This is a genomic window from Kosakonia oryzendophytica (assembly GCF_900094925.1).
Taxonomy (GTDB): domain Bacteria; phylum Pseudomonadota; class Gammaproteobacteria; order Enterobacterales; family Enterobacteriaceae; genus Kosakonia; species Kosakonia oryzendophytica.
Window position 1 is genome coordinate 668,877 of sequence record NZ_FMAY01000001.1, and the last position, 12,758, is coordinate 681,634.

At 53.6% G+C, this 12,758-nt stretch carries 13 protein-coding genes; 2 read left to right on the forward strand and 11 right to left on the reverse strand.

All coding sequences use genetic code 11. The features are described from left to right. Window position 1: 1 nt before the first annotated feature. From recO to rpoE, 9 genes are all read right to left on the reverse strand, one after another. The gene (recO, locus tag GA0061071_RS03125; protein WP_061493659.1) at window positions 2–709 is read right to left on the reverse strand and encodes a DNA repair protein RecO; all 708 of its coding nucleotides are present in this window, start codon (window positions 707–709) and stop codon (window positions 2–4) included. A 32-nt stretch (window positions 710–741) separates the two neighbouring features. Further along, window positions 742–1,653 carry a GTPase Era gene (era, locus tag GA0061071_RS03130; protein WP_061493657.1) on the reverse strand — a complete coding sequence of 304 codons (912 nt, stop codon included), beginning with the start codon at window positions 1,651–1,653 and terminating at the stop codon, window positions 742–744. Further along, on the reverse strand, window positions 1,650–2,330 hold the full coding sequence (gene rnc / locus GA0061071_RS03135; protein ID WP_061499814.1) for a ribonuclease III: 681 nt from the start codon (window positions 2,328–2,330) through the stop codon (window positions 1,650–1,652). The genes era and rnc overlap by 4 nt, the downstream gene beginning before the upstream one ends. Before the next feature lie 211 nt (window positions 2,331–2,541). Then, the gene (gene lepB, locus GA0061071_RS03145; protein WP_088238226.1) at window positions 2,542–3,516 is read right to left on the reverse strand and encodes a signal peptidase I; all 975 of its coding nucleotides are present in this window, start codon (window positions 3,514–3,516) and stop codon (window positions 2,542–2,544) included. A 15-nt stretch (window positions 3,517–3,531) separates the two neighbouring features. Beyond that, entirely contained in the window at window positions 3,532–5,331 is a 1,800-nt protein-coding gene (gene lepA / locus GA0061071_RS03150; protein ID WP_061493654.1) for a translation elongation factor 4, read from the reverse strand. A 156-nt stretch (window positions 5,332–5,487) separates the two neighbouring features. Next, the gene (gene rseC, locus GA0061071_RS03155) at window positions 5,488–5,967 is read right to left on the reverse strand and encodes a SoxR-reducing system protein RseC (protein ID WP_061493652.1); all 480 of its coding nucleotides are present in this window, start codon (window positions 5,965–5,967) and stop codon (window positions 5,488–5,490) included. After that, window positions 5,964–6,917, reverse strand: a complete 954-nt coding sequence (gene rseB / locus GA0061071_RS03160) for a sigma-E factor regulatory protein RseB (protein ID WP_061493651.1) — start codon at window positions 6,915–6,917, stop codon at window positions 5,964–5,966. Before rseB ends, rseC begins: the two co-directional genes overlap by 4 nt. Continuing rightward, window positions 6,917–7,567 carry an anti-sigma-E factor RseA gene (gene rseA / locus GA0061071_RS03165; RefSeq protein ID WP_061493649.1) on the reverse strand — a complete coding sequence of 217 codons (651 nt, stop codon included), beginning with the start codon at window positions 7,565–7,567 and terminating at the stop codon, window positions 6,917–6,919. The genes rseB and rseA overlap by 1 nt, the downstream gene beginning before the upstream one ends. Before the next feature lie 31 nt (window positions 7,568–7,598). After that, window positions 7,599–8,174 carry an RNA polymerase sigma factor RpoE gene (gene rpoE, locus GA0061071_RS03170; RefSeq protein WP_061493647.1) on the reverse strand — a complete coding sequence of 192 codons (576 nt, stop codon included), beginning with the start codon at window positions 8,172–8,174 and terminating at the stop codon, window positions 7,599–7,601. 424 nt (window positions 8,175–8,598) lie between these two features. Between rpoE and nadB the strand changes: the two genes are divergently transcribed. Beyond that, complete coding sequence (gene nadB / locus GA0061071_RS03175) at window positions 8,599–10,218, forward strand: L-aspartate oxidase (protein ID WP_088238227.1); 1,620 nt, start codon at window positions 8,599–8,601, stop codon at window positions 10,216–10,218. Here the strand turns inward: nadB and trmN are convergent. Further along, the gene (trmN, locus tag GA0061071_RS03180) at window positions 10,203–10,940 is read right to left on the reverse strand and encodes a tRNA(1)(Val) (adenine(37)-N(6))-methyltransferase TrmN (protein ID WP_061493643.1); all 738 of its coding nucleotides are present in this window, start codon (window positions 10,938–10,940) and stop codon (window positions 10,203–10,205) included. The genes nadB and trmN overlap by 16 nt on opposite strands. Window positions 10,941–11,070: 130 nt before the next feature. On the opposite strand from trmN, the gene srmB reads away from it, so the two are divergent. Then, on the forward strand, window positions 11,071–12,405 hold the full coding sequence (gene srmB / locus GA0061071_RS03185; protein ID WP_061493641.1) for an ATP-dependent RNA helicase SrmB: 1,335 nt from the start codon (window positions 11,071–11,073) through the stop codon (window positions 12,403–12,405). Window positions 12,406–12,476: 71 nt separating this feature from the next. Here srmB and tnpA read toward each other — a convergent pair. Next, a partial coding sequence (gene tnpA / locus GA0061071_RS03190) for an IS200/IS605 family transposase (protein ID WP_139109640.1) occupies window positions 12,477–12,758 on the reverse strand: 282 nt, incomplete at its 5' end.

Genomic DNA, 12,758 nt, shown 5'->3' on the forward strand with positions numbered 1-12,758 from the left:
GTTATCGCTTCGGCATAAACTGCCGGAACAGTTCCCGGCTTTTTAACGGCTTGCCTCCAAGATACGGCTTTAACGCAATACGGGTAAAGCGCTTTGCAGCGCGCAACGTGTCGGCATCCGGGAATTCACGTTCAGCCAGCGCACGCAGATGCCGGCCAGTAAAGGTGCTGTTATCCATTACTACGCTGGCAATAAACCCTTTCTCTTCCCGGTAGCGATAGGTCATCAGGTCATCCACCGGCTCACCGCTGCCCGCACAGTGCAGGAAATCAACGCCATAACCCAGATGCCCGAGCAGTGCCAGTTCAAAGCGACGCAGCACAGGTTCCGGCGTGCCGGTTACGCCCGCTAACGCCTGGATGCAGTGTAAATAGTCGAAGAAGAGTTCGGAGAAGCGGGTCTCATGCTCCAGCACGCGGGCAATAAGCTCATTAACATAAAGGCCGCTGTAGAGCGTGATACCACTGAGCGGCAGCGCCAGTGAAACCGCTTCTGCGCTGCGCAGCGTTTTGACTTCGCCACGCCCGCCAAAACGTACAAGCAGAGGGGTAAAAGGCTGTAATGCGCCTTTAAGATTAGAGCGTTTGGAACGTGCGCCTTTTGCAACAAGGCGCACGCGGCCCGACTCTTCCGTGAAGACGTCCAGCATCAGGCTGGTTTCGCTCCACGGACGGGAATGGAGGACGAATGCGCGCTGCCATCCTTCCATCGTGTTCTCGCCGTCTGTCAGGCCATTAACGCTTAAAGATCGTCGACATAACCGAGACTGCGCAGCGCGCGTTCGTCATCGGCCCAGCCGGACTTCACTTTCACCCACAGTTCAAGGTGAACTTTGGCTTCAAACATCTCTTCCATATCTTTACGGGCTTCAATGCCGATGGTTTTGATTTTGGCCCCTTTGTTGCCAATCACCATCTTCTTCTGCCCTTCGCGCTCAACAAGGATCAGCCCGTTGATGTCGTAGCCGCCGCGCTCGTTCGTAATGAAACGTTCGATTTCTACTGTCACCGAATACGGCAGCTCCGCGCCGAGGAAACGCATCAGCTTCTCACGAATGATCTCAGAAGCCATAAAGCGCTGAGAACGGTCGGTCACATAATCTTCCGGGAAGTGATGAATGGCTTCCGGCAGGTGTTTGCGCACGATGCTGGCGATGGTATCAACATTGGTGCCGGTTTCCGCAGAGAGCGGTACGATGTCGAGGAAATTCATCTGGCTGGCGAGGAACTGCAAGTGCGGCAGCAGATCGGCTTTTTCTTGCACGTTGTCCACTTTATTGACTGCGAGGATCACCGGCGTTTTGCCGTCGCGCAGTTTGTTCAGCACCATTTCGTCATCCGGCGTCCAGCGCGTGCCTTCCACTACGAAGATTACCAGCTCAACATCGCCGATTGAACTGCTTGCTGCTTTGTTCATCAGACGGTTGATGGCGCGCTTCTCTTCCATATGCAGGCCCGGGGTGTCGACGTAAATCGCCTGATACTCCCCTTCGGTATGGATACCGACAATACGGTGGCGCGTGGTCTGTGCTTTACGGGAAGTAATGGAAATCTTCTGCCCGAGCAGTTTGTTCAGTAGCGTGGATTTGCCGACGTTGGGACGTCCAACGATGGCGATAAACCCGCAATAGCTTTTTTCAGTTTCAGTGCTCATTCCAGCTCCAGTTTTTTCAGCGCCTGTTCGGCGGCAGCCTGCTCCGCCTTACGGCGGCTGGAACCTGTGCCGACCACCGGTTCGCTCAGGCCGCTGACCTGGCAGTGGATAGTAAATTCCTGATCATGTGCTTCACCGCGCACCTGCACCACCAGATAGGACGGCAGCGGCAAATGGCGACCCTGCAAAAACTCCTGCAGGCGCGTTTTCGGATCTTTTTGCTTATCGCCCGGACTGATTTCGTCCAGGCGCGTTTGATACCAGCTCAGGATTAATTGTTCGACGGTCTGGATATCGCTATCGAGAAATACCCCGCCAATTAATGCTTCAACGGTGTCCGCGAGAATGGATTCACGGCGAAAACCGCCGCTCTTCAATTCACCCGGCCCTAAGCGCAGACATTCGCCTAATTCGAATTCGCGGGCGATTTCCGCCAACGTATTACCGCGAACCAGCGTGGCGCGCATGCGGCTCATATCACCTTCATCCACGCGAGGAAAACGGTGATAGAGCGCATTAGCAATCACAAAACTTAAAATCGAGTCGCCAAGAAACTCCAGACGCTCATTGTGTTTGCTACTGGCACTGCGGTGGGTTAATGCCTGCTGCAACAGATCCTGATGATGAAAAGTGTAGCCCAGCTTCCGTTGAAGCCGATTAATTACGATGGGGTTCATGCGATACCAATAAATAAATGCGTCAACAATGCAGCACACGAAACCGACCTGAGAAAAACCAACGCGGTTTCGTGTGCTGTGGCGCCCGGAGGAGCCAGCCTCAAACTTCGGGGGAATATTCTATACGCAACGAGGGGGGTTGTCGTTAGTCTGAGGGGAATAATCGCGGAAATAATTCAGGGCGCAACGGGAATAATTGCGCCCTGGTTAATTAATGAATTCCGCCGATACGATTCAGTCGTACACCTGTCGGCCATTCACCTTCTTGTTTTTCGAAACTCATCCAGATTGCCGTCGCACGACCAACGAGATTCGCTTCCGGCACGAAGCCCCAATAACGGCTGTCAGCACTGTTATCGCGGTTATCGCCCATCATGAAATAGTGACCTGGCGGCACAATCCACGTTGCCAGTTGCTGCCCTGGCTGACGGTAATAGATGCCAAGCTGATCCTGGGCGATCGGTACAGTCAGAATACGGTGCGTCACCTCACCCAGAGTCTCTTTGCGCTCCGTCAGACGAATGCCATCTGCCATGGTTTCGCTTTTAGGCAACTGGAAGAAACCACTGCTTGCTTCACCACCGGAGCGGCGACCAAAGGTCTGCACAAAGTCACTGGCTTCAACATTGCTGTAGGTGATCGGCAGCGCGTTGCCGCACGCCTGACCGGAGCTGCAGTTTGGCTGCACGGTAACCTGCTTGCTGACCGGGTCGTAACTGACTTTGTCACCCGGTACGCCAACCACACGTTTGATGTAATCCAGGCGCGGATCGTCCGGGTATTTAAACACCGCAATATCACCGCGTTTCGGATGACCGGTTGCGATCAGCGTCTTCTGGTAGATCGGATCTTTAATACCGTAAGCGAATTTTTCCACAAGGATAAAATCGCCGATCAGCAGCGTCGGCATCATTGAACCGGAGGGGATCTGGAACGGCTCAAAAATAAACGAACGCACGATCAGTACAATCGCCAGTACCGGGAAAACAGAAGCACCGGTTTCCAGCCAGCCTGGCTTCGGACCGATTTTCTTCAGCGTTTTTTTATCAAGGGCATCACCTGTCGCAATTTGCGCGGCGGCCTGACGTTCCCGGCGTTTTGGTGCAAAAATAAACTTATCCAGGCACCATAAAAGTCCCGTCACCAGCGTCGCGATCACCAGGATCAGGGCAAACATGTTCGCCATGCCAACTCCTTAAGGTTATTTGCTCTCTTTGCCTACGTGCAGAATGGCAAGGAACGCTTCCTGAGGCAGTTCGACGTTACCGACCTGCTTCATACGTTTCTTACCTTCTTTCTGTTTCTGCAGCAGCTTTTTCTTACGGCTGACGTCACCGCCATAGCATTTCGCCAGTACGTTTTTACGCAGCTGTTTTACCGTCGAGCGGGCAATAATGTGGTTGCCGATAGCCGCCTGAATCGCGATATCAAACTGCTGGCGAGGGATCAGATCTTTCATCTTCTCCACCAGCTCACGGCCACGGTACGGTGCATTTTCATTGTGGGTGATCAACGCCAGCGCATCGACACGCTCGCCGTTGATTAACACATCCACACGTACCATGTTAGACGCCTGGAAACGTTTGAAGTTGTAATCCAACGATGCATAACCACGCGAGGTGGATTTCAGACGGTCGAAGAAGTCCAGCACCACTTCCGCCATCGGGATTTCATAGGTCAGCGCTACCTGGTTGCCGTGGTAAACCATGTTGGTTTGCACCCCACGTTTTTCCACACACAGCGTAATAACGTTACCCAGATACTCCTGCGGCAGCAGCATGTGGCATTCGGCAATCGGCTCGCGTAGCTCTTCAATATTGTTCAACGGTGGCAGTTTGGACGGACTGTCGACATACACCACTTCTTTGTTCGTGGTTTGCACTTCATACACAACAGTCGGCGCAGTGGTGATCAGATCCAGATCGTATTCACGCTCCAGACGTTCCTGAATGATCTCCATATGCAACAGACCGAGGAAGCCACAGCGGAAGCCGAAGCCCAGCGCAGTAGAGCTTTCCGGTTCGTAGAACAGGGATGCATCGTTCAGGCTCAGTTTGCCGAGCGCATCACGGAAGTTTTCGTAGTCGTCAGAGCTAACCGGGAACAGACCCGCATAGACCTGCGGTTTTACCTTTTTGAACCCTGGCAGAGCTTTGTCCGCCGGGTTGCGTGCAGAGGTCAGCGTATCCCCGACCGGTGCGCCGAGAATGTCTTTAATTGCACAGACCAGCCAGCCCACTTCGCCGCACTTAAGCTCGGTACGATCAACCTGTTTCGGCGTAAAGATGCCGAGACGGTCAGCGTTATACACCTGGCCGGTACTCATAACTTTAATTTTGTCGCCTTTGCGCATGGTGCCGTTTTTGATACGCACCAGCGATACCACGCCCAGGTAGTTATCAAACCAGGAGTCGATGATCAGCGCCTGCAGCGGCGCGTCCGGATCGCCTTCCGGCGGCGGAATGTCCCGCACCAGACGTTCCAGCACATCCGGCACGCCAACACCGGTCTTCGCCGAACAGCGCACCGCATCTGTCGCGTCGATGCCGACGATATCTTCAATCTCTTCGGCAACGCGCTCAGGATCGGCGGCTGGCAGGTCGATTTTGTTCAGTACCGGCACCACTTCCAGATCCATTTCGATGGCGGTATAGCAGTTTGCCAGCGTCTGCGCTTCCACGCCCTGACCCGCATCCACCACCAGCAGTGCACCTTCACAGGCGGCCAGCGAGCGGGAAACCTCATAGGAGAAGTCAACGTGCCCGGGAGTATCGATAAAGTTCAGTTGGTAGGTTTCGCCGTTAAGGGCTTTGTAGTCCAGCGTTACGCTCTGGGCTTTGATGGTAATACCGCGTTCGCGCTCAAGATCCATGGAGTCCAGCACCTGGGCTTCCATTTCGCGATCGGAAAGACCACCGCAAATCTGGATGATACGGTCAGACAGCGTCGACTTACCGTGGTCGATGTGAGCGATGATCGAAAAGTTACGAATATTCTTCATATAGTGAGATTTTATGCCTTACGAGTAACTAAGAGGCCTGTTCGCGCCTGACGTCAAATGTACTTAAACGCCGCATTCTACACTACAACCGCAATGCGGGGAAATGCTCATACCAGCAAGAAAAATGCCGCTTTTTTCACCGTTACAAGGGTGAAATTACGGGCGGCTTTCAGTGGAAGCATCGTCGACGCGAACAAGGTTCGGAGGTAAACCTACGCTAATGATGATGGGTTGCCATTCGCTGCGGGAAGCCAGTTTGGGCGAGAGTCCTCGTGCCAGTAAAAAACCGCCAACACCGCCGAGCACCGCACCGCACAGCGCCGCAAGATCGTGACCAAACAGCGCCTGGAAAATGGCGCCCAGGACAAACAACCCAACCAGCGGCGACATATACACCAGCAGAGCCGATCCCAGCAAACTGGCTTCGGCAATACCGAGTTCAACTTTTTGCCCGGCCACCAGCGGCTCTGCGCTGGGTACGGCAATGGTATGGCTGGTTTGCGGACCTAACTTATTCAACACGCGGCTACCGCAGCCCGCGCGGGAGGCGCAACTGCTGCAGGAGGCTTTGACGTCACATTCGACTAATGCTTCACCGTTACGCCATGAAACGACGGTAGCCCACTCTTTAATCATTGTGTGGCCTTGAATTTGAGGCTATCCGCAATGCGTTTTGCGGTTTGTGGAGGGAGTTCGCCTACGATGGTAATTTCGGCATTGTCACGAACCGTGGTGCTAACCGTGCGACGGCCGGTACGCAGGACCTGATCGCTACTGTTCTGGTTTGCGCGGTTCACGTTAATCGAGAAGCTAAATAAGCCGTCTGAATAAAGGCGCGACTCAACGGGAACATCCACCGTTGGCAACTGGCGACGACTGCTGGCCACCTCGCTAAATCCTTCTGGTAACCAGGACGGCCCCCAATTGAAGTCAACTTTATCCCCCGCAGGGACCGAAAGCAGAGGCGGTAAACTGGCTTTTGCCAGCGTTTGCATGCTGTTCGCAACCTGCGTGTTCACGGAAAACGCGATCACGCGGAACTGTTCGAGAGTTTCGCCATCGCGATCGAGTAAGTCGACGCGCATTGGCAGGCGTGTTTCCGAATCCATCCAGACGATGTAACTGTAACGGGTGCCGTCACGGGCAACAACGCGGATAACCTCACACAGTCTGTCGGCAATACGTGTACGTCCTACAGAAATGAAATCATAGTAGGAAGAGAGACGCTTAAAATCGGTATAAACCAGCGTAGGCAGCGAATCGACGATGTAGTTGCCGTTCAGCGTAAACGGCTCAAGACCCGGCTCAAAGTAGCTGATCTCATTACCACGCTGCACCACTTCGCGGCGAGGACCGTCCATTTGCAGCATTTGGGCCAGAGGCTGGTCGTTCAGGCGCGCATGGCGGTAGCGTAACGACTCCACTCCCTGCTTATTGATGCTGATAAAAGACAGTTCGTAGTTGAGCGACTGACTCGCCACGTTCATTTGCTGCAACAACGCCCCGGACGAAACATCAGCCGAGGCGTTAGCAGAGAAGAACAGACCAGCAGCCACAAAAGACATGGCACACCAAAGTTGCTTCATTACTGCGATTGCGTTCCTAAAGTTTGATTTCCTGGCACCTGCACAGCAGCCTGCTGCGTTTGCGCCTGCTCAAACTGAAGCTGTTCTGCATGCAGGCGTCGTTGCAGTTCGTAGTCCTGCAGCATTGCATTGATACGACGGCGCTGCTCCTGCGCTTGCTGTTGCTGACCGGCGGTTGCGGTAGCATCAGACGGAACACCCAGACTTACCGGACTGGCTTTACCCATCATCGGCAGCGTGTTAAACACCGGGCCTTCGGGCTGCTGGGTTGATTCAGCTGAGCCATTATAGTGCTGAACGCCAACAATTACAGCTAACGATACGCATGCAGCCACGCCCATTTGGGTAAGCTGGCTTGCCCACGGGCGAACCTTATGCCAGAACGGCATTTTCTGCCACTGGTGCGGGGCGGGTTGCGCTTCGGGAATCAATGGCGCGGTCGGTTGAACGGCGTCATTCTCAATCGCGGCCATGACTCGGGCTGAGATATCGAAATGGATGACATCGGCGGTATCACCGCGCATTGCATCGCGGATGAGGTGATAGCTTTCCCATGTTTGCTGCAATTGCGGATCCTGAGACAGCTCCGCGAGCAGCTCGTTATCCAGCGTTTCACCATCCATTAAAGCGGAAAGTTTTTCTTTCTGCATGCCTAATACCTTTTTCAGTATCCCGCTATCGTCAACGCCTGATAAGCGGTTGAACTTTATTATCAATAGCTTCCCGCGCTCGGAAGATACGTGAACGTACCGTACCTACCGGGCAATCCATGATGGCCGCAATTTCTTCATAGCTCATGCCATCCAACTCCCGCAACGTAATTGCCATGCGTAAATCTTCCGGGAGCGACTCAATAGTACGGAAAACTATTTGTCTCAGTTCTTCTGACAACATTAAGTTCTCAGGGTTCGAAATTTCTTTCAGTGCACCGCCACTTTCGAAGTTTTCTGCATCAATGGCATCCACATCACTGGATGGCGGCCTGCGCCCTTGGGCAACCAGGTAGTTTTTGGCCGTGTTAACGGCAATACGGTACAGCCAGGTATAAAAAGCACTATCTCCCCTGAACGAATCAAGCGCGCGATAGGCCTTTATAAATGACTCTTGTACGACATCAGGCACATCTCCGGAAGGAACATAACGGGAAACCAGACTCGCCACTTTGTGCTGGTAGCGCACCACCAGTAAGTTGAACGCTTTCTGATCTCCTTTCTGTACCCTTTCGACAAGGACCTGATCCGTTAACTGCTCGCTCATCCGAGGTAAAATCTCCCCAAAACCAATTTCCACGCGTATCCAGAAACGCCACTCCAATACTGCAATCTATGAGCAAGCAGCCAATTAGAGAGCAGGTTCGTGATAAAGTTCCGTTACGCCTTTGTTTTTGTGCATCGTTCTACAGACTTTTCATTATCACTCATTATAAGTCTACAAACCCTGCACACTGTGTTTTCTCAAAGAAAAGACCTTAAGATCGCCAGAGAGTATCGCAATATCGCTTTTTTTTCATCACTAATAAGCGCTTACTAACAATCAGATCCCTGTTTCCCCTTCCCTGACTCTCATCCCGCCTTTTTATACAATGTTTAGTGCTTAATACAAAAATCAAAAAAAACAGTGCCTGGTCACCTTTCATAGTGCTATGCTGGCCGGACCTTGTTTAGTAAATTAAACACGAATTATGAAAACGACGCCTGAATTCTCTTGTGATGTCCTGGTCATTGGCAGCGGTGCCGCAGGGCTCTCCGTGGCATTGCGTCTTGCGGCGCAGCATCGTGTGATCGTCCTCAGCAAAGGGCCAATCAGCGAAGGCTCCACCTTCTATGCGCAAGGGGGCATTGCGGCGGTATTTGATGAAACGGACAGCATTGAATCCCATGTCGAAGATACATTGATTGCCGGTGCCGGTATTGTCGATCGCCAGGCGGCAGAGTTTGTCGCCGGGAATGCGCGCCAGTGTGTACAGTGGCTTATCGATCAGGGTGTGTTATTTGATACCGAGGTAACGGCGAACGGCGAGCCGGGTTACCACCTCACCCGCGAAGGCGGGCATAGTCACCGCAGGATCCTCCACGCGGCCGATGCCACCGGCAAAGAAGTCGAAAATACGCTGGTTAGCCAAGCCCTCAATCACCCCAATATTCGCGTATTGGAACGCTGTAATGCGGTAGATCTGATTATTTCGGACAAAATCGGTCTGCCTGGTGCCCGACGCGTCGTCGGAGCATGGGTATGGAACCGGAATAAAGAACAAGTCGAAACCTGTCAGGCTAAAGCGGTTGTACTGGCGACCGGCGGCGCATCCAAGGTGTATCAGTACACCACGAACCCGGATATTGCCTCCGGCGATGGCATCGCCATGGCCTGGCGCGCCGGTTGCCGGGTCGCAAACCTGGAGTTTAATCAGTTTCATCCCACTGCCCTCTTCCATCCACAAGCGCGCAATTTCCTGCTAACGGAAGCGTTGCGCGGCGAAGGTGCGTATCTGAAACGCCCGGATGGCTCCCGCTTTATGCCGGATTTTGATGCGCGAGGCGAGTTGGCCCCGCGTGATATTGTGGCGCGCGCTATCGATCATGAAATGAAACGCCTCGGCGTGGACTGCATGTATCTCGATATCAGTCATAAGCCGGAAGCATTTGTCCGTCAGCATTTCCCGATGATTTATGAAAAGCTGCTCGGTCTGGGCCTTGACCTGACGAAAGAACCAATACCGATCGTCCCTGCCGCGCACTATACCTGTGGCGGGGTGATGATAGACGATCGCGGGCGTACCGATGTGGACGGATTATATGCCGTAGGGGAAGTGAGTTATTCCGGGCTGCACGGTGCAAACCGCATGGCATCAAACTCACTGCTTGAATGTCTGGTCTATGGCTGGTCAGCGGCGGAAGATATTTCCCACAGAATGCCGGATATTGATGCTGTGACGGAATTACCGGCATGGGATGAGAGCCGCGTCGACGACGCAGACGAGCGCGTGATCCTGCAACATAACTGGCACGAGCTGCGCCTGTTTATGTGGGATTATGTCGGCATCGTCCGTACCACCAAGCGCCTGGAACGCGCACTGCGCCGCATTACATTACTGCAACAGGAAATTGACGAGTACTACGCTCACTTCCGCGTTTCCAATAATCTGCTGGAACTGCGCAATCTGGTGCAGGTAGCGGAGTTGATTGTACGTTGCGCTATGGCGCGTAAAGAGAGCCGTGGGCTGCATTACACGCTGGACTATCCGGATTTACTGCCCAACTCCGGCCCAACGGTGCTCTCGCCGCGCGGTTACATAAATATGTAGAAAGCCTGCGTCAGCGCGGTATAGCTCTCGGAGTAGCGCTGATCCGGCCCGCGGATCACCAAACGGTCGGCAAAAAACTCCCCCGGACGCGGAGAGTATGCCAGTAACACGCGGTGCGGCAGACGCCCTTCCGTCTCGGCAACATCCGTACGCAAACGCAGATGCCAGCCAATGCTCTGCGCTTTGCGGGTGAACGCATCGCCTGCATCCACTGGCAACACGACGCAGAAAAAGCCTTCTTCGGTAATCAGTGTCGCGGCAATCTCTAGCAGAGCCTGGTGATCCAGTGAGGTGGTGTAGCGTGCACGGTCGCGCTCAGGCGTTGCGCATTTTACGCCTTCCTCAAAATAGGGGGGATTGCTGACGATCAGATCGTAGCGAACCGTATTCTTATTGCTCCACTGACGGATATCGGCGGTATGCACAATAACACGCCCGGACCACGGCGAGGCCTGCACGTTTTCCTGCGCCTGCGCAGCCGCCTGATCGTCCAGCTCGACCGCATCGATCATCACAGTCTGTGGCGTACGCTGAGCGAGCATCAGTGCCAATAAGCCGCTACCCGTGCCGATATCCAGTATATGTCGGGCATTCGATACCGGCGACCATGCGCCTAACATCACGCCATCGGTGCCAACTTTCATGGCGCAACGGTCATGCGCAACAAAGAATTCTTTGAACGTGAAGCCATCACGGCGAAACTGAGCCTTTGGCTGGGACATCTCTACAACCTCAATACGGAAAACAGGTGTAGCATAGGTGAAAGCGAAGCCCCGGAAAAGCGATAAGCAGACAACAGATGAAGATTGCAGCCGTAACGTCTATAATCAGCGCCCCACACAGAGGTAGATCATGACTGTAACGACTTTTTCCGAACTCGAACTTGACGACAGCCTGCTGGACGCGCTCCAGAGTAAAGGTTTTACACGCCCGACCGCCATCCAGGCTGCCGCTATTCCGCCTGCGCTTGAAGGGCGTGATGTCCTCGGTTCCGCGCCTACCGGCACCGGTAAAACGGCGGCATATCTGCTGCCTGCGTTGCAGCACCTTCTGGACTTTCCGCGTAAGAAATCTGGCCCGCCGCGTATTCTGATCCTCACGCCAACCCGTGAACTGGCGATGCAGGTTGCCGATCACGCCCGCGAGCTGGCAGCTAATACGCACCTGGATATCGCGACCATCACCGGTGGCGTGGCGTATATGAACCACGCGGAAGTCTTCAGCGAAAACCAGGATATCGTGGTCGCAACCACTGGCCGCCTGTTGCAGTATATTAAAGAAGAGAACTTTGACTGCCGGGCAGTTGAAACGCTGATCCTTGATGAAGCAGACCGCATGCTGGACATGGGCTTCGCGCAGGATATCGAACATATCGCGGGCGAAACGCGGTGGCGTAAGCAAACCATGCTGTTTTCCGCCACACTGGAAGGCGATGCGATCAAAGATTTCGCTGAACGCTTGCTGGAAGACCCGGTGGAAGTTTCCGCTACGCCGTCCACCCGCGAGCGTAAGAAAATTCACCAGTGGTACTACCGTGCCGACGATGTGGCGCATAAAACCGCGCTGCTGGTACACCTGCTGAAACAGCCTGAAGTAAGCCGCTCTATTGTGTTTGTTCGCAAACGCGAGCGTGTGCATGAGTTGGCAAACTGGCTGCGTGAAGCCGGTATCAATAACTGCTATCTCGAAGGCGAAATGGTGCAAATTAAGCGTAACGAAGCCATCAAACGCCTGACCGATGGTCGCGTCAATGTGCTGGTTGCGACCGATGTTGCAGCTCGCGGGATTGATATTCCGGATGTCAGCCACGTTTTTAACTTCGATATGCCACGCAGCGGCGACATTTATCTGCACCGCATTGGGCGTACTGCCCGCGCCGGACGTAAAGGCACCGCGATTTCGCTGGTCGAAGCGCACGATCACCTGTTACTGGGTAAAATTGGTCGCTACATTGAAGAGCCGTTGAAAGCCCGTGTGATTGATGAGCTGAGGGCAAAAACCCGCACGCCGAGCGAGAAACTGAAAGGCAAACCGTCGAAAAAAGCGCTGGCGAAGCGTGAAGAGAAGAAAAAAGAGAAAGAAAAAGAGAAGCCGCGCGTGAAGCAACGCCATCGCGATACCAAAAACATTGGTAAGCGCCGTAAGCCAAGCGCCACAGCTGCTGAACAGCAGAATACAGAAGAGTAAAAGACCACCTTCTTAGAAGGTGGCTTTTGAGAATGCCCCCTGTAAGGGGGGCTATTGTCACTTTCCGCTTACTACTCTAGCAATTCCATTTGCTGTTCATGTATTTGTTCCGTTTTCTCCTGATGCCTCACATATCGTCTGATAATTTCCTCGTTCACACCGACAGTATCTACAAAGTAGCCACGTGACCAAAAGTGGTTGCCCCATAGCTTCTTTCTTATGTGTGGGAAACGATTGTAGAGTCTGATTGCGCTGCGACCTTTCAGATGCCCCATTAGAGTTGATATCGAGATTTTCGGCGGGACTATTACGACCAGATGTACATGATCTGGCTGAACATTTAGCTCCAGAAC